Genomic DNA, 22278 nt, shown 5'->3' with positions numbered 1-22278 from the left:
CAAAGAACCTTTCTTCAATTTTCGACTATTTCTGCGAGTGGTACGTGCTTCTATGTAGCTTCTCCATTCGCTCTTTTTCTTCTTCAAATATTGCTAATTCACTTGTAATTGTATTCGAACATTTATCACAAAGCTTGCCCTTCGTAATTATTGTTCCACAATTATCACAAGGATAACCCATATTTGGAAAAAGCGTCGTATGAAGTTTTCCCTTTTTAATCCATTTATATAGTAATTCTGCTTCCACATCGTTAGCTTTTACGACGGTTTCAATTGTTGCAGCTCTATTTTCTCGTTTCTTTAAAAAAGTATATACTTTCTGGAATAGTTTTTCTTCCTCACGAAAACACTTTTCACACATTTCCCTAACAGCGTTTTTCACAAAAATTTCGCCGCACTTTGGACAGTTTGACAAATCCATTTTAAGAACGCTCCTTTGCATCCAATGATCCTATCCTTTATATCGGCTATTTCTTTTATTTTTTCACTATCTCGCAATCGTTATAGCTTGAATATTTTTTGCACCCGCATCTTTCAATGTTTTTGCTGCATGTCGCAACGTTGTCCCTGTTGTGTAAATATCGTCAATCAGGAGAATTTGCTTTCCACTTACTTCACCTCTTATTAATGTAAAAATGCTTGATTGCTGTAACCTTTCCCTTCTTGTTTTCTTCGATTGTTTTTCGGAATGGTGTCGTTCTAACACATCGTATATTTCAAAGCCAGCCAGTTGTCCAATTGCCGCTGCTTGATTAAAACCTCTTTCTTTCAGTCGCGTCCTACTTAGCGGTATTGGTACAAGCATGTCATATTCCATTTTTTTCAGCGCCTTCCGAATTGCTGGTACAAACACTTTTCCTAATTCATAGTCACCGCGAAACTTAAATTTCGCCATTAACTCTTTCATAAAATCATTGTAATGGTACAGGGAGATATTTTTCTCTAATACTTCCCCTTGCTTACTCCAACGTATACAATCCAAACATGTATTATCTTCGATGTACTCTGTTTTTAAATTTTCAAGGCTACGAGAACATATATCACATCGCTTTCCTTCTATTACATGTAATTGTCGTAAACAAGTGCTGCACAATGTTGGTTCGTCTGTTGGAAATAGAAATGTCATCCATGATACTTGCCCTTGTATAAAGGAATCACAATATAGGCAATGACTATTCATCGATTAATCCCTGCTTTCTTGCCGTTTTATTCATCAGGTCAATATGAAATAAAGCGCGTAGCATTGCCCTCGATCTGCCAAAATGAAAAAACGTTATATTTCCGGTGGGAAAATCCACACTTCTTCCTACTCGACCTGCAATTTGCACGAGTGCGGCTTCCGTGAAAATATCGTCTTCCGCACCAATAACGGCAACATCAATATTCGGAAATGTTACCCCTCTTTCTAAAATTGTCGTCGTTAGTAAAAGAGAGATTTCATTGCGGCGCATCTTCACTACTTTTTCTTTCCGCTCCGGATCTTCGGAATGGACCGCAGCAATACTCGGATTTAGTTTTTCAAATAAGGGAAGAACTTGGTCCATTAATTCAATGTTTGGGAGGAAAAGCAGTGCTTGTTTTCCGCTGTCTTTTCGTTGTTGTACCCACTTTGCAATTGGTGCTGGAATGCGGCCTTTTCGAAGTTGTTTCTCCCAGTTTCCAGTCCATTTAAATGTTGGAAGTGGAAGTGGATGGCGATGGAAACGAGCAGGAATTTTCACATGGGGACGTTTACCTTGCGTACATTCATGTTGCCATTTTTCACTTGGAGTCGCAGTTAGAAATATACGGGTGCCAATTTGCTTTGTTGCTTTTTCGACTGCCCATTGTAAATTTTCATCATATGAAAACGGAAAAGCATCAACCTCATCGACTACCATTACATCGAAAGCATCTTTAAATCGGAAAAGTTGGTGAGTCGTGGAAATGGTGAGAGGAGCAAATAAATGACGGTCTTCACTGCCTCCATAAAGAGCAGCTACTGAGATTGTAGGAAACACTTTCTTAAAACGAGGAGCTAATTCTAATACGACATCAGTTCTTGGGGTAGCAATACAAATCCTTTTTCCTAACTGTAATGCTTTATCAATCGCTTGAAAGAGCACTTCCGTTTTACCTGCACCACAAACTGCCCACACAAGCAGTTCAGAAGCGGTTTCTACAGCGCGAACAGCTTCATCAGATGCATATTGTTGTCCCTCTGATAGTTCACCGTCCCAGACAAGATGGGAAGCCGGTACTATTTCCAGTGCTGGACCAGCCCACTGATACAAGGGTGTACAGGAAGAAACCCTGCCCATCATGATACAGCTCCTACAATAATAGCATCCTTCCTCTTGATGACAATTAGCACAAGGAAAATTCCCAAATAACCGTTGCTTGCTATTTCCACAACGATTACACTGCCAACTATTCGCCTTTTTCGTAAGCCCAGGGCTAACATGAACATGTTCAGCCTTTTGAAGTTTCTCTTCTGGATAAGGAATCTCACTAGCAAGAAGCGAACGACCGGAGAGATAAGTGGAGAGATCTAGCGATGAGGAAGGTGTGATTGGAGTTAATTTTCTTTCTTTCAAAATATCACCTCATATAGTTTATAGGAAAAGGGCCGTCTCCAAGAAGACAACCCTTTAAGATGTTTTTTATTTAATCGTCCAAGCCATCCCCATCGAACCTTCCCCTAAATGGGTACCAATGACAGGACCGAAATAACTAATACTAAAATCAACAGTTGGGAATTGTACCGCTAATTCTGCCTTCCAATCTGCTGCTTCCTGCACACGATTGGCGTGAATAATGGTAGCACGTAAGAACTTCCCTTTCTCTACATCTTCCGCGAGTAAGTCAACAATCCGCTTCATCGCTTTTTTACGAGTTCGGATCTTCTCAAAAGGAACTATCACTTTATCCTGGAAATGAAGTAATGGTTTAATATTTAAAAGACTTCCAATAACAGCTTGCGCACTTGAAAGTCTACCACCACGTTGCAGATGGGATAAATCATCTACCATAAAATACGCACTCATCTCCGCTTTTAATTCATCTAAACGCGGGATAATTTCCTCTGGAGTTTTACCTGCTTGCGCCATAGACGCTGCCTCTAGTACATAGAAGCCTTGTGCCATACAACTAATTTCAGAATCATACGTGTATACCCTTACATTCTCTGCCATTTCTGCAGCGGCAACTGCTCCTTGATATGTACCACTAATCCCACTCGAAAGATGAATACTAATAATGGCATCATACTCTTCCGCTAGTTTTGAATATAATTGTTCAAACTCACCAATTGGTGGTTGTGTAGTCGTAGGAAGTGTTTCAATCGATTTTACTGCATCATAAAAATCTGAAACATTTAAATCAACTTCTTCGCGATATGTCTCGCCGTTAATGACAACACTTAATGGAATCATATGTATATTAAGATTTTCCCGAATGTGTTTAGGTATGTATGAAGTACTATCGGTCACTACTACCGTCTTCATCTTCTTCACCCTCAATCTTATATTCTAACACTTGTCCTTTCATTCTATCTAATTACATAGCATTTGAAAAGTCTTTACATATTTATGTAATAAAACGTAAAAAAGAATAGGAGAATTCCCCCTATTCTTTAGCGTACTTCTACCCAACCATTTTTAATGGCTGTTACAACTGCTTGCGTACGGTCGTTTACATTCATTTTTTGTAAAATATTACTTACATGGTTTTTAACTGTTTTTTCACTGATGAAAAGTGCTTCACCAATGGAGCGGTTGCTTTTACCATCTGCTAGTAATTGTAGTACTTCACATTCTCTACTTGTTAATAAGTGTAGTGGTACTTGTACTTCTGGTTGTTGATAACCACGACCATGTGTATGTTGATTCGCAATTCTGCGGTATTCATTGATTAATTTGTGTGTAATTTTCGGGTGGATGTATGATCCGCCATCCGCTACTACTTTCACCGCTTCTATTAATTCATCTGAATCCATTTCTTTTAACATATATCCAGATGCACCTGTTTTTAAGGCATGTGTAACATATGCTTCATCATCATGGATTGAAAGGATCATCACTTTTGTTTCTGGATTTGCTTCCACTAATTGTCTTGTTGCTTCAATTCCGTTTGTTGTTTTCATGTTAATATCTAAAAGAACAACGTCCGGATTATATTTTTCCACTAATTGTGTTGCAACACTACCGTCATCCCCTTCAGCTACAACAGAGAAAGACTTTTCAAATTCTAGTATTCTTTTTACACCTTCACGAAATAATTGATGATCATCGATAATCACGATTTTAGTTGTCATTTTTTTTACTCCCCCCGTACCTAGGTATATTAATAATTGAATATTAATCTATTAAAGGTATCTGGATCTTAATCGTTGTTCCTTTATTTTCTTTCGAATCAATCGCCAGAACACCTTCAAGAATTACTACCCGTTCTCTCATTCCCATTAACCCAAATGAGCCATCTTTTTTCAAGTTAGGGTCAAAACCAATACCGTTATCCTGAACTATGACGGAAAGGTTTTCTGAGCACATTTCTAGTTTCACTTTAATTAAACTAGCATTTGCGTGTTTAATTGCATTCTGTACCGATTCTTGAATGAGTCGGAACAGTGCAACTTCATATTTTTGAGGTAGTCTCTTATCTTCTCCAATATGAATAAAATCAATCTTAATTACTTTATGATACTCTTCGATAGTAGCTAAATATTTTTGTAGCGTTGGTACAAGCCCCAGGTCATCTAATGCCATCGGTCGTAAATCGTAAATGATGCGACGCACTTCGTATAATGCTGAGCGAATCATTTCTTTTAAACTACGAATCTCGGCAAGTGATTGTTCTGGACCACTTTCCTGATGTACTTTCGCTGCGATATCTGAACGGATAAGCACATTTGCTAGTAATTGTGCTGGACCATCATGGATTTCTCGTGATATTCTTTTCCGTTCTTCTTCTTGGGCTTCAATAATCCGAAGGCCAAAGTCTTGTCTCATTTTTGCATCTTCTAAAGCCTCTCCAATTCCCTTAATGTCACTTACAAGATAATTAGAGATGACGGTTATTTGAGAAACTAACACTTCCGCACGGTCAATTGTTTCTTGTAGAGCTAGTAACCGGCGTTCTAATTCGTCACGACGAAGACGTAGTTGTTTTTCAAGTTGGCTGTTCACCATATGTTTTGTTTGCAATTCATGTGCTTTTTCATACACATTGCGTACATCCTCTTCCGAATAAGCCTGGAAGTTTTTACTTACTTCGGAAAGTCTTTTTCTAGCTAATCTCGCCTGACTTTCTAATTTATCACCTTCATGAATGACATGATGGACTTGTTCTTTTATTTCTTTTAATTCTGCAATTAATGCATCATGATCGTGCCGGCATTGTTCCCCTATACGGAAAACTTCACTCTTACTTTGTTCAACCGTACTAATCATTTGTTCCACTATATAATCTAGTGATTTTACGTCTAACTTTCGTAATGGCATGCTTCCCTCAGGGGATACCCTCCCTTACGGATTAAATTTATTGTACCTGAATATATACAATTCACCTATTTTTAGAGATTCATTTTCGAAAAAACAATTCGAATAGACTAATAATAGAATAGAAAACGATTACGACCATACAGACTTATTTCCTAGACATTAGCAAAAAGACCTATTCTGTATAATCTACTTCACCTTCCATATTATAACATACATTTCTCACTTAAAATCCTTATTTATTACGTATTGCATCTATATATTATATCAAAATTTACAGATTAAAAAGCCTAACGGTGAAAATGTGATAGCTTTGAAATTTAATAGTAATAAATCTAAACTATTTGCCAATTTGCTTTTTTCTAACTAGGTAAATCACCAAATGAGGAATTCTTGAATAGGTTATTCAAAACTTTATTTCAGGAGGAACATCATGACCCCAAATTATTCTTATGCAAATCACAGCCATCTTGCTTGGCATGAAACTTTAGAAATACACGAGCTAGTTGCTTTTCAAGCAATTGGTTTAATGAGACTTAAAAAAACTTTTCCCAGCATTACGGATCCAACTTTAAAACAGTTGTACAAAAAATCGATAGCTGGTATAAGTAATAACCTTCAAGAGTTGCTAAAATTTTATCCTTTAGCTCCAACTACCGATCGACTTTTAGATGAACGTAAAGATTACCTACCATTTTTTTCTGGGGATCTTTTAGGCTTATTTAAAACCTCGGTAAGAAATTATTCTATTGCCATTACAGAAACAGCTACCCCCTCCCTTAGAGAGGTATTAACAAAACAATTAATGGCAGCAATTGATCTACATGGTCAAATATATAAATATATGTATGATAAAGGTTTTTATCCTTCTTATAATTTAAGGGAATTACTCCAAAATGATATGAACCTTGCAAATAAAGCTCTCTCTCAACAATTTTAATAGCCAGTACAACCTGGTATTCTTATTTCATTAGAATCGAGATGTTGAAATTGGTTAAATGGATTAATGTATCTACCTTAAAGCACGAATTAAAACTTTTTGATGGATCAAAGCTGATCAAAACATACCCTATTGCACTTGGAAAAATGTTAACACCGACACCAACTGGATCATATAAGATCATCAATAAACAACAGAATCCTGGTGGGCCATATGGAGCCTTTTGGATGGGACTATCCAAACCTCATTATGGGATACATGGAACTAATAATCCTGCCTCTATTGGGAAGAATGTGTCTGCTGGATGTATCAGAATGTACAATCAGGATGTATTAGATTTATCTTCTAGGGTCTCTATAGGCACAGACGTTGTCATTCACAAATAAAAAACTATTATGAATATAAACTTTGTTTTTTGTCATTCTATATCTATAGAGGTGAATGGCATTGCGATATAAATTGGAAAAATCAATTGAAGTGGGTGCATGGATCGCTACTATCTTATTACTTATAAAATTTGTGCCGAAAAAAAGAATGCGAGAAGCACAAGTAGCTTTTATGTTTAAGCATGTGATTACATGGATATTCGGATTACTTGTAGTAGAGAAAAATCTGATATCATACCCGCAACGACTGTTCTTTAAAAAAGCAATTAAGTCTAGTTTTACATTTGAATACTTTGTGTACCCTGCTTTATGCGCGTTATTTAATTTATATTACCCAGAAAGGAAGAATGCCATTAAAAAGTTTCTATATTATTTCTTCCATACAGGGATTATTACAGCTTTTGAAGCATTTGCAGTTAGGTATACAAAATTAATCAATTACCATAAATGGAGATGGTACTGGAGTTTTATTACGATTTGGATAACTTACTATATATCCCATCTTTACCACAAATGGTATTTTAAATTTGGTACATTTACGAAAGAGTAGAATCAACTACTCTTTTTTCATTCCTATAACCCTCATCCCCTCGATAAAGACAGTGACTATTATTTCATGTATAATTCACTTATATAGTATGATTTTCTTATCATTGCTGGGGGAGGAGTTCGCTCTATGCTTCCAAACTATCTTACTGTAAAAGAACATGGAGAACACGAAATTGTCATACAAAAATCGCGATTTATCGCTCATGTTAAACGTGCTGAAACAGAAAAGGAAGCACAAAATTTTATTCAGGAAATAAAAAAGCAACATTGGAATGCTACACATAATTGTTCTGCGTATATGATTGGTGAACATGACCAAATTCAAAAAGCAAATGACGATGGTGAACCGAGTGGTACTGCTGGAGTACCGATGCTAGAAGTTCTAAAAAAACGCAACTTAAAGGATACCGTTGTCGTTGTAACCCGGTATTTCGGTGGTATTAAGCTTGGTGCAGGTGGCTTAATTCGCGCATACGGAAAAGCAACATCCGAAGGAATTAATGCAGTCGGTGTTGTGGAACGGAAACTAATGGCCATCATGCATGTAAAAGCAGACTACACATGGCTCGGAAAATTAGAAAACGAAATTCGCTCATCCCATTACCTTTTGAAGGAGATTCACTACTCCGACCTCGTCGAAGTAGAAGTGTATGTAGAAGATGCCCAAACAGAAGCCTTTACTGAATGGATAACAGAACTAACAAATGGACAAGCGGCAATAAATGTAGGAAAAAACGAATACTTAGAAATAGATGTGGAATAATTTCTAATCGTTACTGATTTTAAAATGAGATTTCGCAAGGTACATAGCAAGGAAAATTACAAAACGCAGAGACACATTAAAGTCTCTGCGTTTCTTTTTTCTATATTCTTCTTAGAACTCAAATTTTATCTAAAACAGCCCAAGTTCTTCACCTTTAAGTTATAAAGGTTTACTCGCCTACCATACCGTCGTTATCTCGATCATCCATATATTTGTATAACCAATGATCACTCGTAATAGGCATTTTGAAACCAGCATCTTTTGCTTCTTTAATTGTCACCTTACCATTACCGTTCGTATCCACTCTAGAAACATCTTCTTTTGTGTTAGAAGAAGTTGAATCGTTTTTGTTTGTATTAGTTGGCTTGGATGGCTTCGGCTTTGGCTTAGTAGGCTCCGTTTTTGTTAAGCCTTGTGATTCGTTTACTTTATCAGGGTTTACATTGTCAAACTTGTCTACGACTTTGTTCCCCTTTACCGTATACGTATACTGATAACTGGAAGGAATGTGTGTTTTTGTATTCGGGTATGTGATAATTGCTTCAAAATTCGTAGCTCCACCTGCGTCTCGGATTACTTTTTCCATGTAGGCCTGATCACCATGTCGGTTAAGTGTACTATTTTGTGGGGTAATATTGTATGCATTTGATACCCCACCTAGAGAATCAGCAATGACATGTCCTTCATCTAAAACATCACTTTCAACACCAGGAACTTTTGCCTCATCGGAATAGTATCTTCCAGAAGATAAAACAGGTTCGTTCTTGTCATCTTGTAAAATGATTTTATCCGCAATGACACGTACTAGTTGCCCATGTTGATTCGTAAATGCCCAATATTCACGGTCTCCAAAGCCAATGTCAACAACGGCGTTAGGTTCACGAAAACCAGATAAATCACCACCGTCCACTTCCATAAGTGTATATCCCGGGAATAATTCATTTTTTGCTGGAGTTGGTGTTTCTTCTTCTACGGGATTATCAGCTGAAGTTTCCGTTTCCTCAGTTTCCTCAGTTTCATTATTTTCAGTTGTTTCAACCTCAGTTTCTTCCGTTTCATTATTCTCATTTGTTTCAACTGTAGCTACTTCTTTTTTACCTGTTTCAACATCTGGTTTGGTTGTATCTTCAACGCTCGTACATCCAACTAAAAAAATACTCAATAAAAATACGATTAAATAATTCATTCTTTTATGCATTTAGGTCTCTCCCATTGATGTTTAAATTTGTTTTGCTCAAAATGTGCAAGGTGGATTATCTTTTTTCAACCCACTGATATAGTATATTCTAAGAATCATATTATTGCAGTATATAGTTTTTTACAGTTTTTCTGGCAAAACAATTCTTTTATAGAAATTTATAGTACTTTCTAGAATCTATTTTTAAAAATAGCTCTGTTAAACTCTGTTGTTGATTTTCGCTCCTGTATACTCGCTTTCCGCGGGCACGGCCTCAGCTAACTTGGCAAAGAAAACCGCTTTGCCAAGTGGATCTTCAGCTCGTGCTATTCCCGCAGGAGTCTCGTGTACATCCGCTACAATCAACTAAGTTGTTAACAACAATGAACTATAACAGAGCCTTAAAAATAAGCAAAAAGACGAACTCTAAAACGAATTCGTCTTTTGTTTTTTGTTCTAACTTATTTTGTTGATACAGACGGAGTTGTAATAGATTGTACAAACTTCCGAAATGCAGCTTGACCGCTTTCCGTTCTTTTAAACACTCCAGCATGTTCCAACACCGTCGCGAAAATTTTGCCTACTTCGTCTCTTAATATTGGTTCAACATTATTGCTATTAAGTTCAGGGTAGTTCGCTTTTACTTGAATTGCCCAATCTGCATGTTTATCTGTTAATTCACTTGCACGCAGTTTTTCCTCATAATCCTCTGTTAATAAGTACTCCCCAACTAATTGCAACTCTTCTTTTAATCGTCCTGGAAGAACTGCCAGTCCCATTACTTCAATGAGTCCAATATTTTCCTTTTTAATATGTTGAACCTCTGCATGAGGATGAAAAATACCTGTTGGATGTTTCTCATTTGTACGATTATTACGCAATACGATATCAAACTCAAAATTTTCACCAGAGCGACGAACAATTGGAGTTACCGTATTATGTGGTGTTCCGTTTGTATCGGCAATGATTTCCACTTCTGGATCACTATAAGATTTCCACTGATTTGTAATATACTCTGCTAGATCAGCAACTTGTGCTCGATTTTTACCACGTAGGCGAATTACCGACATAGGCCAACGTACAATCCCCACTTCAATTTCTTCAAAACCTTTTACAGTAAAACTTTCTTCAATTTCTGCTTTTGCCATCGGGAAGGAATGATTCCCACCTTGAAAATGGTCATGGCTTAAAATGGAGCCGCCCACAATTGGCAAGTCAGCGTTTGATCCAACAAAATAATGAGGATATTGCTCCGTAAAAGCTAGCAATCTATTAAATCCATCCTTGGAAATTTTCATCGGCTTATGCTCGCTACTAAAAACAATCGCATGTTCATTGTAATAAACATAAGGAGAAAATTGTAAATACCAAGGCTCACCATCTAAATCAACCGGAATTATGCGGTGATTCTGACGAGCAGGATGATTTACTCGACCCGCATAGCCAACATTCTCTTTACATAGCAAGCATTCTGGATAACCAACCTTTTTCTGGTTCCTCTCCGCAGCTATTGCAACAGGATCCTTCTCCGGTTTTGATAAGTTTATCGTAATTTCCAAATCTCCATAAGCAGTTTTCGTGAACCAATGCTCATTTTTAGCAACTCTATCTGTGCGGATATAGTTAGAATCCTTGGAAAGATGATAGAAATACTTTGTCGCTGCTTCAGGACCACTTTCACGATATATTTGTGAAAATTCCTTAATAATCGTTGATGGTCTTGCAATGAACGCACCCATTATTTCTGTATCTAGTAAATCACGATACGTAACGGTATTATGAGGAAGTATGCCGTTTTCAGCAGCCCAATCTAAAATATCTGCTAATATTGCTGTTGGTGATTCATCATCTACTGGTTCAACAGAAACACTCTTCCAATCTTCCAATCCGAGGATAGCAAGTAAATCATTACGGACAAACTCAACATCAGCATCCTCAATCAGTTTCTTCCTTAAGCCATACTGAATGAGCTGTTCCAGTTTCTCATAAATCTTCATCATCTTGCCCTCCTTTTTATATATAGTAATTGATAGCAATCGTATTTGGTTTGGATGCGAGAGAATTTTCTGCGGGTTCGCGAGTATTTTCCTCGGTTTCGCGAGTATTTCTTCGGAATCGCGAGATTATCTTCATAATCGCGAATATATCTCTAGAATCGCGAGTATTTCTCCACAATCGCGAGAATAACTCCAGAACCGCGAATATAACCCTCAATCGCGAATATATCTTCACAATCGCGAGTATAACCCCACAATCGCGAGTATTTCTCCAGAATCGCGAGAATATCTTCACAATCGCGAGAATATCTCCACAATCGCAGAATATCCCCACAATCGCAGAATATCCCCACAATCGCGAGTATATCTTCACAAGCGCGAGTATTTCTCCACAATCGCGAGTATATCTCTACAATCGCGAGAATATCTTCAAAACCGCGAGAATAACTCCACAATCGCGAATATATCTCTAGAATCGCGAATATATCTCTAGAATCGCGAATATATCTCTAGAATCGCGAGTATAACTCCAGAATCGCGAATATATCTTCACAAGCGCGAGTATATCTCCACAAGCGCGAGTATATCTCCACAAGCGCGAGTATATCTCCACAAGCGCGAGTATATCTCCACAAGCGCGAGTATATCTCCACAAGCGCGAGTATATCTCCACAAGCGCGAGTATATCTCCACAAGCGCGAGTATATCTCCACAAGCGCGAATATATCTTCACAAGCGCGAGTATTTCTCCAGAATCGCGAGAATATCTTCAAAACCGCGAGAATAACTCCACAAGCGCGAGTATATCTCCACAAGCGCGAGTATATCTCCACAAGCGCGAGTATAACTCCACAATCACGAGATTAACTCCAAAATCGCGAGAATCTCCCGAGAGTAACTCCCTACTTGATAGCCAACTCCCGCTCCGAACCTATTTCTTAATATCCATCTGGATGTTTTTGGAACCAAGCCCAGGCGCTAGCGATCATTGATTCTAATGATGCGTGTTGTGGGTTCCAGCCAAGTTCTTGTTTTGCTTTTTCGGATGAGGCAACTAGTTGTGCTGGGTCTCCTGCACGTCTTGGTGCAACTTCTGCTGGAATTGGATGGCCCGTTACTTGACGTGCTGTTTCAATAACTTCTTTTACACTAAATCCATTGCCATTTCCGAGGTTGTATGTGCCGCTTTCTTCTGTTTTGCGTAATTTTTCAATTGCTAATATGTGCGCATCTACTAAATCCATTACGTGGATATAGTCGCGAATACATGTGCCATCTGGTGTATCATAATCCTCACCGAAAATTGAAATCTTCTCGCGCTTACCAAGTGCAACTTGTAAAATAATCGGAATTAAGTGTGTTTCTGGGTTATGGTCTTCTCCTATGATTCCATTTGTGTGGGCACCCGCAACATTGAAGTAGCGCAGAACTACATATTTGAGACCGTATGCGTTATCGCTCCACTTTAACATTTTTTCAATTGCTAGCTTTGTTTCACCATATGGATTCGTTGGATTTGTTTCTAATGTTTCTAAGATTGGAATTTCCTTTGGTTCGCCGTATGTTGCTGCCGTGGAAGAAAAGACAATCTTTTTCACATTGTGCTTATTCATAACTTTTACAAGTGAAATCGCTCCACCAACATTGTTGTCATAGTATTGAATTGGCTCCTTCACACTTACACCAACAAGTGAATCAGCAGCAAAATGCATGACTGCTTCAATATCATTTTCTGAGAACACTTTATCTAGAAAGACTTCATCACGTAAATCCCCTTCATAAAATAAGGCACCCTCTGTAATTGCCTCTTTATGTCCGGTTTGCAAGTTATCAACTACCACTACCTCTTCACCACGAGCTAATAACTCTGCAACTGCGTGACTACCGATATACCCAGCACCACCACAAACTAAAATTGCCATCTTAATTCCTCCTATTCCAAAATATAATCTGAGGCAGAAACTTACCCTTCGATTATTTCACGGGCTCCATCGCCGATTTGAACAACATAGAAATCAGCTTTTAAATCAGTAGCCAGTTCATACTTTTTACCAACATTATCGATAAAATCATGTAAATTTTCTTTCTTGATCAGGTTGATTGTGCATCCGCCAAAACCAGCACCTGTCATTCTTGCTCCAACTGCACCTTCATCCCATGCAGCCTCTACTAGTGCATCTAACTCTTTTCCTGTTACTTCATAGTCATCTCGCAATGAAACATGAGATGCGTTCATTAATTGACCAAACGCATCAAGGTCCCCTGCTCCCAATTTTTCAACGGCAGCGATTGTGCGTTGGTTTTCCGTCACAGCATGTGTCGCACGCTTACGGTCTGTTTCATCCGTAATAAGATGTTTATTTTCTTCAAACTCCACTTCTGAAAGTTCTCCAAGCGATTGAATTTCTAGCTTAGCTTGTAGCTGAGATAAAGCTCGCTCACACTGACTACGTCTTTCATTGTATTTAGAATCAGCCAATCCACGACGCTTATTCGTGTTTGCTATTACGAGTATATGGTCATCCATCTGTAATGGGCTGTATTGATAATCAAGTGTCTGGCAATCTAGTAAAATAGCATGATTTTCTTTCCCCATTCCGATTGCGAACTGATCCATAATTCCACAGTTGACACCGATAAATTCATTTTCGGCTTTTTGTGAGAGTTTTACCATTTTAATCATATCTACATCTAATTGTAGCAGTTCTTTAAAAATTACTGCTGTCACAAGTTCTATAGAAGCAGATGAGGATAAACCAGCACCGTTTGGAATATTACCATAATAGACAACATCCACTCCATATTGTAATTCTAAACCACTTTTTTGAAAAACATCTGCAACACCTTTCGGGTAATTCGCCCAATCATCAGCTTCTGTATACACCAGTTGTTCTAGATCAGATTCTATAATACCAATTTCATCAAAATTAACCGAATAAAAACGTAATTTTTTATCATTTCTTTTTCTAGCTACAGCGGTTGTACCTACATCAAGTGCACATGGGAATACATGACCACCATTATAATCAGTGTGCTCCCCAATTAAATTAACGCGTCCAGGTGCAAAGAATTGACGAATTTCTCCTTCTTCACCGAACTTTGAAATGAATACCTGCTTAAGCTCCTCAAACTTCACAACATATCCCACCCTCAAAATTTTTATCTATAAAACACTTAATTAATTAATTTAACTTACTTACTATGTTATAATAAATGTAAGCGATTTGCAATCAATTTTTACAAGAAAAAAGCAGGATGTTTTAGGGGTAAAACATTCGCCCCAAGTACTTTCCGCCTTTAGTTAGCCAAAGAAAAAACAGAAGGCACTGGTCATCGACAACTTTAATACCGTAGACTAATATAGAAGAAAAACGATGATAAAACTTAGAGATAAACAATAAGAAAAAGGATATGATTTTTTTATGGAAAAAGGTAGTTTTAAATGGATGAAATCACTTAATAGATCAATTGTTTTAAATATAATACGTACACAAGGTCCAATTTCTCGTGCAAAAATAGCAAGAGTATCGAAATTAACGCCACCGACTGTAAGTAGCCTCGTCAATGAGTTATTGGAATCAGAGCTTGTAATTGAAAGTGAACAAGGAAAATCGCTCGGTGGTAGAAAACCTACTATGTTAATCATTAATAGCAACCGTTTCTACATTATAGGAGTTGATATCGGACCGAAAAAGATTCGTGCTGCTTTAACGGACTTATCCGGCGACTTAGTTGAAGCGGTTGGTAACACTATTCCTCATGCGATTGACGAAAATGAATTGGTTATTTTATTAAAAAAATCAATATCAAAATTAATTGAATCACATCAGAATAAAGAGATCATTGGAATTGGTGTTGGAATGCATGGGGTTGTCGATGTCGCAACAGGTACAAGTGTGTTTGCCCCTAACCTAAACTTAAGAAATATTCCTTTAAAAGAGGAATTAGAAAAGGAATATAATGTGCTTGTAAAAGTAGATAACGATGTGCGAGCTATGGCATTTGGGGAGTATTGGTATTCCGATGTGGAAACGAGTAAAAATATGGTGACGGTAAATATTGGACATGGTGTCGGTGCGGGAATCGTACTAAATGGTGAGCTTTTTCACGGAGATCACTTTTTAGCTGGTGAGATTGGCCATATGACAATCGACGTAGCTGGTCGCAAATGTACATGTGGTAATACTGGTTGCTGGCAGACACTCGTTTCTGGTCCTGCCATTGCTGAGATTGCCAAAGAAAAAAGTGTTCAACATCCAGAAACAGATATCCTTTCATTAGTGAACGGTGATGTGGATAAAATAAATGGGGAAACGGTATATAGTGCAGCAACAAATGGGGATGCACTGGCGATTGAAATTTTACAAGAAGCTGGAGATGTTATTGGGATTGGGCTCACCAATCTCATCCATATGTTGAATCCGGAGAAAATTATTATTGGTGGTGGAGTTGCAAAAGCGAGTGAGTTTATTTTGCCTCGTGTTAAAGATACGATAGCGAAAAGAGGTATTACGAATCAAGCGAAATCCACATTGATCTCGTGTTCCAAACAAGGTAAAAATGCCACAGCTATGGGTGCAGCAGCTTTAGTACTTGGAGAAATATTCGAGGGCTCCACTCCAATTGTTGAATGAATATTGTAGAAAAACTACTTGGATGGGACAAGTAGTTTTTTTATCTTTAACTAATACTTCCTTTGCAATTACATGTTTCAGTCACGATTTGCATTTCTAGTCATATACCTATTATGATAATGCTTTTTGGAGGGACGCCTATGGAAGTCAGAGTTAGACCTGGAGACATGCTTTGGCACTACAGTCAGTTATTTTTTATACCAACCGTTTTAATCATTGATTCCAACCCGGGCATTAATCCCTATGCTCTGCAAGTTGGCCAAACGGTTACAATTCCTGGTTTTACTGAAACTTCATATACAGTTCGACCTGGAGATACTTTTTGGAAAATTGCTCAATCTCGCTATTTAAGCATCGATGCTCTTCAACTTTTAAATCAACAAGTAAATCCTAATAATTTGCAAGTTGGCCAAACAATCAGCCTCCCGGAAAGGGTAACTTCATTAATTGTTAACCCTCAAGCACACTACGATTTTACCCGCATGCAGGCTGATTTGGAAAAATTACAATCCATATATCCATTTATCACAAGACGTAGCGCTGGAAATAGTGTTCTCAACTTACCTTTGTATGACATTCGTGTCGGTAAAAGTGACCGTAAAGTACAAATGAACGCCTCCTTCCACGCCAATGAATGGATAACAACACCTGTATTAATGAAATTCCTAAATGAATATTTATTAGCACTCACGAACAGTTATTTAATGAGTGGTGTCGATCCATTAATTATGTATGAACGTTTTCAATTATCTGCAATACCAATGGTAAATCCAGACGGAGTGAGCCTTGTCTTAAATGGTCCACCATCAGGTCTTGAAAATGAACTCATTAATTTAAATAATGGTAGCCGTGATTTTTCTGGATGGAAAGCAAATATACGTGGTGTCGACTTGAATAAACAGTTCCCTGCCCTTTGGGAAATTGAACGAGATCGAAAACCAAAAGAGCCCGGACCACGTGATTTCCCAGGAACGCAACCACTATCCGAACCAGAAACGCAGGCAATGGCAAACCTCGTACGAAATGAAAGCTTTGACCGCCTGCTTGCCTTACACACGCAAGGCCAAGAAATTTATTGGGGATTCGAAGGACTCGAGCCACCAGAATCAGAAGTACTGGCAACTGACTTTGCAAATTTAAGTGGCTACCGTTCTGTACGATATGTAGATAGCTTCGCAGGCTACAAAGATTGGTTCATCCAAGACTTCCGCAGACCTGGCTTTACATTAGAACTCGGCATCGGCCAAAACCCACTCCCAATCTCACAATTTGATGAGATTTATAGCCATATACAACCTGTACTCGTCAGAGCGTTACTTTAAAACTAATAAAACCGGTAGAGAAACGTGAATAGTTTCTTTACCGGTTTTTCGGTGTTGGATTAGAATGGGAAGGTGATTTTTGGATGAGGATGTTATGTGGAGGGCGTCATGACTGGATGGATGCTGGTTGTTGGGTGAAAATGGCATGAGGGGGATTATCTTGAAGGATTTTAGCTTGATTGGTGGATGAATGCGTCTTGAGAGGGATTTTCATGACTAGTTTGTACTTAATTCTTGGGTAGAAACGTCTTGACAGAGCTTATCATGACGCATTTTACCTGAATTCTTGGATGAATACGTCTTGAGGGAGTTTATCATGACTGGTTTGTACTTGATTCTTGAGTGGAATCGTCTTGAGAGGGCTCATCATGACGGATTTGGAGTTAATACTTGGATGGAAACGTCTTGAGGAGGCTTATCTTGACTGATTTTACCTCGATTCTTGGACGAAAACGTCTTGAGAAGTATCCAATTTTACATTTCTTCATTTTTTCAGCTTTCAAATGTTGATTTGATCGTATCTAATAGACATTTCGGCCTCCATTCCTCACCCAAACGTCCATTTGAACCTTCCTATCAGACATTTCCTCCTCCATTCCTCACCCAAACGTTCATTAGAGCCATTCTATCAGACAGTTCCACCTTCACCTCTTAACCAAATGTCCATTAGAACGTCCCTATTAGACATTTCAGCCTCCATCCCTCAAACAAACGTCCATTAGAACGCCCCTATTAGACATTTCCCCCTCCACTCGCAAACAAAATGTCCTTTAGAACGCATCCATCAAAAAACTCCATCATTAATATTCTTTTTGTAACTTCCTCTTACGATATTCCATATATACTCTGGCTAAAGTAAGTGCGATGATGGCGCCAAGTGAGTCAATTCCTACATCTATAATAGATCCTGTTCGGCTTGGTATAAAAGCCTGGTGCAGTTCATCTGTGGCTGCATATACAGTAGTTAGAATCCATGGCCAGACGTACTTTTCTCTATCAAAGCATTGGTAGATTAATAATGCTAATACACCAAATGCGCTTAAGTGAACACTTTTGCGAAAAAGGAAATTTAATGTTGCTGCTTGCTCTGGTGTTAGTTTTAAAATTTCCGCTATAAATGATTTTGTACTATTTCCCGTCATAGATGGAGAAGCTGTTGCGATAAAAATCGCTGCACAGTACAGAATCGTTATGACTATCCAAATATGTTTTTTCTGCATGATACTATCCTTTTTTCTTTATATTATACGCTTGTGTGAATTTGGATTTCAATAGAGTTGCAGATTACGATTATTTGCAATCGTTGTCATGTCAATGCTATTATAAAGGCTACATATCTAACCTTGGTGGTGAATACATGAGTTACTATCAACTACAGCTTCACCCTGTTTGGGAAGAAAAACTCCCAGAAGAAGAGATTTTAGCTTATAAAAAGTTAGCCGAGACGCAAACCATAAACACTAATGGCATCACCAACACAGTTGTGCGTGCAACATATAAAAAGAATGGTGGCTTTTCTGCTACTATCCTAATAAATAACGGGTTAAACCAACAATTAGCACTAGAAGATGTGAAGGTCACTGTGTTAGATGCTAAAAGTGAAGTAATTGCAGAAGCAGCTTTTTCACCTAACCTACATATCGATTCATATCATTCACAACCTTGGTCCTTTGTATTTTCAAAAGACACTGTTCAACGCTATGATGCAGATTTACAACATTGGAGTGTCCAACTTCATACAAATATATAAGGGGGATTTTTCATGATTAACGTTTTATTTGTTTGCTTGGGAAATATTTGCCGCTCTCCAATGGCGGAAGCAAAATTTCGTGATATGGTGAAAAAAGCAGGATTGGAAAATGAGATTACAGTAGATTCTGCTGGGACTTCCTCTTGGCATATTGGTGCACCACCACATAAAGGAACCCAATTAAAACTAAAAGAGTATGGGATTAGTTTTGAAGGTATGAAAGGGCGCCAACTTACTAAAGATGACTTTGAAAAGTTCGAATACATAATAGGTATGGACGAAAGCAATATTGCTGATATTTATGAAATGACAGGTCAACCAAACCATCCAAAGATTATTCGACTTTTAGATTTAACCGATAAAAAAACTGATGTCCCGGATCCTTACTACACAGATGACTTTCAAGAAACATATGACCTGGTTGAAGAAGGATGCACTAAGCTTTTAGAGAAAATTATTGCAGATTATAAAATTTGAATTAAAGCTGTCCCATCGAATCATAATTTAGATTCGGGGGACAGTTTTTTGTTGAAGTAGCAAGAATTTTCGTTCCCTATATTTACCAACTTGCATAATTGAAAAATTTAACACCAAACTATCCGTCACCCATATAAAAAACAGGCGAAAACACTTCGCCTGCTTTTCTCTTAAACTATTATTTTTGTCCTAAACTGGCAATGTTTGAAAGGGGTGCATCTAAGTCTGTTAGTGACTCCGCAACAAAGATTCTAATTTCATAACCAGAATTATTTCCAGGCATCATGAAACCACCAGTTATTGTTTCCTTAACCCCGGCAGGTATTGCTTTCGTAAGACCTGATATGTTAACAATTTCACCTTTTTTGTTATATAGAGCAATAACTACAGTAACCGTTTGTTCTTCATGTGTATGATTACTTACGTCAGCACTTGCGGTAACTAGTCCTTTTTTCGGTAGTTTGCTAATTTCATTTCCTTCCGCATCTTTGAAAACAGGATTAGTAACTTTGTAATCCTCACCGGTTACGATAACCGTACGCCTTACTGTTTCTGCTTCATTCTCATCTGTATCAACGACATCATATGTTAACGTATATGTTCCAATAAAATTAGTATCCACTTTCCCAGTAACTCGAATCTTATCTGAAATATCTCCATCAAATTCATCAATTGCGGTTGCTCCAGGATCAATGAAAGTATCACCTACTGCTACTTCCATCGTAGCATCACCTAATAAGGTAATCTTAGGAGGATTTATATCAGTTTCGGAAAGACTATACGCATCTGCTTGTATCCACGTATCACCATTCACTGCATGCATTCCAGTAAAAATAGTTACCTGTTCATTTTCTCCAGAATTAAAGCGCACAGTCAGCTTTTCATATCCAGCATGATGGCCAAATTGCAATTCACTTAAAATTCCTCCAGCAGAATCTCTTACACCAAAAAATCCTGCAACGTTATTTGGCGAAGTTCGAATCCACCCTTCGAATTTATAATCGGTATTCGGTTCAACGTCTACAGATTGTTTGAACGCATTCCAACCTCCATCATTTCGCAAATATAAATTATTGTAGCCACTATATGCTGCGCCAGTACTTAAATCAATACCACCCTTCTCTTCTCCCTCAAGTATCCATGGCGAAGAAACTTCATGTGTTGTTTGTTTTTCAAATGATGGATCTTCTAGTAAATTAACTTTCGCTCTTTTAACATCCAAGGTAGAATGCATCAATACGACATTATATGGCTGCCACAGTGACATTACGAAGTACAGATCTTTACCGTCCATTGACCACGGATGCATATAGCCACCATATAATTGTGGGAATTCCGCACCCGTTGCTACTGTTACTTCTTCGGACCAGCCATGTGTTAAATGATCCGAAGTTCTAATGACCATTGCATAGCTATTTATATTTAAATACATCAGAATATACTTATCGTAATATGAATTATACATAATCGACATTTCACTCATAGGCGCATCAATTATAGAAACCGACGCGGATTCATCATTAACCCAGTCAGATCCATTCCAGTACTCATAGCTTTCTTTCACTAACATATCTTCTTCTGGCACTCTAGCGATATGCGCTGCATATTTTCTATCTGTACGAGAACCAATCATATAAACATAGCCATCTTCTTTTATAAATGAGGCAAAGCCAAAATTACTATCCGTTTCCCATTTAACATCAGAATAAGTCCAAGTTTGACCTTCGTCATCAGAATAAGCAATTCCAGCATGGTTAATTGTCCAGTTATTCCAATTTCTCAGTTGAAAATAGTGGATATAGTGGCGATCCCCTACCGTTACACCAGCATTTGGGATTACAGTACCATCGCCAGTCCCAGATATGTCTTTCTCTGAAAAAAGAATTTCCTTTGCATAATCATCTCTGCCTTCTTCTGTAATCATAGACGAGAACGCAAGTCCATCAGATAAATCGGTGTCATGCGAGATTGCTAGTACATTAGCTCTCCATCCTTCATAAGTACCACCGCCACCGGAGCCTCCCCAACCGTCATCCCAAGAATCACCGAAAGCAATCATTACCTTCTTATCATTCGGGTCTGTTGTAGCATCCCAAATAACGCCTAAATCAGTCGCTCTTAATCCCCATCTTTCATGAGTTTGGTTTGGATTTGGAATAGTTTCTCCTTCAAGCGTTGGACCTGTTACTCTCGCAATTGTTTTTGCTTTTGTAGCAGTTAATTCAAATGATTCCGGAAGATCTTGTTGTTGTGTAACTGCAATGGATGGTGATGGAAATGGTGGAATCGCTAAAGAAATAATCATTAGTGCAATTACGATAATAAAGCGAGTGGAACGACGATTCTTACTGTTCAATTATTCTTCCCCCTAATAAAATTTTGTTATTGCTTCTGTCTTTTCTAATTAACTAAGTGGTACCTCTTTTAAATAGACTTAGAATGTTGCATCACTCCTTTCATTTAATATTTTTTGGTAAAAAGTACTTAATAGGTAGTACTTCCCTATTTCCAATCCGAATGATAACGTTTACATTTTTATCGAAGAGAATTATATATTTATTTTATTAAAAAACTTATCCACAGAATTAAGTCATATCCTCTTATACAATTCACTTAAAGAAGGAAAATCCCTCTATCAATTTATAATTTCATCCTAAAGTCCTTCCAACAAATAGGACTTATTATCAATTTCAGTAGAAACATCAGCCCTATATTCCTATTAATCAACAACCTTTGCACACACTAGTTACAAACTCTTTTACTGATAATCAAAATTTTAAGACTGTTCATCTACCTTACTTTTATG

At 37.8% G+C, this 22278-nt stretch carries 20 protein-coding genes; 8 read left to right on the top strand and 12 right to left on the bottom strand.

Annotated features, from left to right (window positions below; all coding sequences use genetic code 11):
- Nucleotides 1–25: 25 nt before the first annotated feature.
- The 6 genes from ACFPM4_RS07910 to ACFPM4_RS07885 form a co-directional block, all read right to left on the bottom strand.
- Nucleotides 26–421: a TIGR03826 family flagellar region protein gene (locus ACFPM4_RS07910; protein ID WP_382349870.1), complete on the bottom strand. Its 396-nt coding sequence runs from the start codon at nucleotides 419–421 to the stop codon at nucleotides 26–28.
- A 66-nt stretch (nucleotides 422–487) separates the two neighbouring features.
- On the bottom strand, nucleotides 488–1180 hold the full coding sequence (locus ACFPM4_RS07905) for a ComF family protein (RefSeq protein ID WP_382349867.1): 693 nt from the start codon (nucleotides 1178–1180) through the stop codon (nucleotides 488–490).
- Nucleotides 1173–2576 (bottom strand): ATP-dependent helicase ComFA, encoded by a 1404-nt coding sequence (locus ACFPM4_RS07900; protein WP_382349864.1) that lies wholly within the window; start codon nucleotides 2574–2576, stop codon nucleotides 1173–1175. The genes ACFPM4_RS07905 and ACFPM4_RS07900 overlap by 8 nt, the downstream gene beginning before the upstream one ends.
- 66 nt (nucleotides 2577–2642) lie before the next feature.
- Nucleotides 2643–3485, bottom strand: coding sequence for a DegV family protein (locus tag ACFPM4_RS07895; RefSeq protein ID WP_382349861.1), 843 nt, complete (start codon nucleotides 3483–3485; stop codon nucleotides 2643–2645).
- A gap of 128 nt (nucleotides 3486–3613) precedes the next feature.
- On the bottom strand, nucleotides 3614–4294 hold the full coding sequence (locus ACFPM4_RS07890; protein WP_144927304.1) for a response regulator: 681 nt from the start codon (nucleotides 4292–4294) through the stop codon (nucleotides 3614–3616).
- Nucleotides 4295–4337: 43 nt separating this feature from the next.
- The gene (locus tag ACFPM4_RS07885; protein ID WP_144927307.1) at nucleotides 4338–5480 is read right to left on the bottom strand and encodes a sensor histidine kinase; all 1143 of its coding nucleotides are present in this window, start codon (nucleotides 5478–5480) and stop codon (nucleotides 4338–4340) included.
- A 430-nt stretch (nucleotides 5481–5910) separates the two neighbouring features.
- On the opposite strand from ACFPM4_RS07885, the gene ACFPM4_RS07880 reads away from it, so the two are divergent.
- The 4 genes from ACFPM4_RS07880 (at nucleotide 5911) to ACFPM4_RS07865 (ending at nucleotide 8115) form a co-directional block, all read left to right on the top strand.
- Nucleotides 5911–6417 carry a spore coat protein gene (locus ACFPM4_RS07880; RefSeq protein ID WP_382349856.1) on the top strand — a complete coding sequence of 169 codons (507 nt, stop codon included), beginning with the start codon at nucleotides 5911–5913 and terminating at the stop codon, nucleotides 6415–6417.
- A gap of 50 nt (nucleotides 6418–6467) precedes the next feature.
- Nucleotides 6468–6803, top strand: a complete 336-nt coding sequence (locus ACFPM4_RS07875) for a L,D-transpeptidase (RefSeq protein WP_382349908.1) — start codon at nucleotides 6468–6470, stop codon at nucleotides 6801–6803.
- A gap of 61 nt (nucleotides 6804–6864) precedes the next feature.
- Entirely contained in the window at nucleotides 6865–7353 is a 489-nt protein-coding gene (locus ACFPM4_RS07870; protein ID WP_382349848.1) for a CBO0543 family protein, read from the top strand.
- A 126-nt stretch (nucleotides 7354–7479) separates the two neighbouring features.
- Complete coding sequence (locus ACFPM4_RS07865) at nucleotides 7480–8115, top strand: YigZ family protein (RefSeq protein WP_382349845.1); 636 nt, start codon at nucleotides 7480–7482, stop codon at nucleotides 8113–8115.
- Nucleotides 8116–8284: 169 nt separating this feature from the next.
- On the opposite strand, the gene ACFPM4_RS07860 is transcribed toward ACFPM4_RS07865, so the two are convergent.
- The 4 genes from ACFPM4_RS07860 to ACFPM4_RS07845 all read right to left on the bottom strand — a co-directional run bounded on the left by ACFPM4_RS07860 (nucleotide 8285) and on the right by ACFPM4_RS07845 (nucleotide 14425).
- Nucleotides 8285–9313: a DNA/RNA non-specific endonuclease gene (locus ACFPM4_RS07860; protein ID WP_382349842.1), complete on the bottom strand. Its 1029-nt coding sequence runs from the start codon at nucleotides 9311–9313 to the stop codon at nucleotides 8285–8287.
- 440 nt (nucleotides 9314–9753) lie between these two features.
- A complete protein-coding gene (galT, locus tag ACFPM4_RS07855; RefSeq protein WP_382349839.1) occupies nucleotides 9754–11289 on the bottom strand; it encodes a UDP-glucose--hexose-1-phosphate uridylyltransferase in 1536 nt (511 codons plus the stop codon).
- A gap of 938 nt (nucleotides 11290–12227) precedes the next feature.
- Nucleotides 12228–13211 (bottom strand): UDP-glucose 4-epimerase GalE, encoded by a 984-nt coding sequence (gene galE / locus ACFPM4_RS07850; RefSeq protein WP_382349836.1) that lies wholly within the window; start codon nucleotides 13209–13211, stop codon nucleotides 12228–12230.
- A 41-nt stretch (nucleotides 13212–13252) separates the two neighbouring features.
- Entirely contained in the window at nucleotides 13253–14425 is a 1173-nt protein-coding gene (locus ACFPM4_RS07845) for a galactokinase (protein WP_382349833.1), read from the bottom strand.
- 286 nt (nucleotides 14426–14711) lie between these two features.
- Between ACFPM4_RS07845 and ACFPM4_RS07840 the strand changes: the two genes are divergently transcribed.
- Both ACFPM4_RS07840 and ACFPM4_RS07835 read left to right on the top strand, forming a co-directional pair.
- Nucleotides 14712–15923 carry an ROK family transcriptional regulator gene (locus ACFPM4_RS07840; RefSeq protein WP_382349831.1) on the top strand — a complete coding sequence of 404 codons (1212 nt, stop codon included), beginning with the start codon at nucleotides 14712–14714 and terminating at the stop codon, nucleotides 15921–15923.
- Nucleotides 15924–16063: 140 nt separating this feature from the next.
- A complete protein-coding gene (locus ACFPM4_RS07835) occupies nucleotides 16064–17245 on the top strand; it encodes a M14 family metallopeptidase (RefSeq protein ID WP_382349828.1) in 1182 nt (393 codons plus the stop codon).
- Nucleotides 17246–18045: 800 nt separating this feature from the next.
- Here ACFPM4_RS07835 and ACFPM4_RS07830 read toward each other — a convergent pair.
- Nucleotides 18046–18465, bottom strand: coding sequence for a VanZ family protein (locus ACFPM4_RS07830; RefSeq protein WP_382349825.1), 420 nt, complete (start codon nucleotides 18463–18465; stop codon nucleotides 18046–18048).
- 137 nt (nucleotides 18466–18602) lie between these two features.
- Here ACFPM4_RS07830 and ACFPM4_RS07825 point away from each other — a divergent pair, with 137 nt between their 5' ends.
- Nucleotides 18603–18995, top strand: a complete 393-nt coding sequence (locus tag ACFPM4_RS07825) for an SLAP domain-containing protein (protein WP_382349822.1) — start codon at nucleotides 18603–18605, stop codon at nucleotides 18993–18995.
- A 12-nt stretch (nucleotides 18996–19007) separates the two neighbouring features.
- The gene (locus ACFPM4_RS07820; protein WP_382349819.1) at nucleotides 19008–19472 is read left to right on the top strand and encodes a low molecular weight protein-tyrosine-phosphatase; all 465 of its coding nucleotides are present in this window, start codon (nucleotides 19008–19010) and stop codon (nucleotides 19470–19472) included.
- A gap of 178 nt (nucleotides 19473–19650) precedes the next feature.
- On the opposite strand, the gene ACFPM4_RS07815 is transcribed toward ACFPM4_RS07820, so the two are convergent.
- Complete coding sequence (locus ACFPM4_RS07815) at nucleotides 19651–21828, bottom strand: DUF4185 domain-containing protein (RefSeq protein WP_382349816.1); 2178 nt, start codon at nucleotides 21826–21828, stop codon at nucleotides 19651–19653.
- Nucleotides 21829–22278 lie beyond the last annotated feature (450 nt).

The sequence above is a fragment of the Lederbergia graminis genome, assembly GCF_042655485.1.
Lineage (GTDB): Bacteria > Bacillota > Bacilli > Bacillales > Bacillaceae_C > Lederbergia > Lederbergia graminis.
Note: the sequence above shows the minus strand (reverse complement) of the source record. Positions and strands in the feature narration are given on the sequence as shown.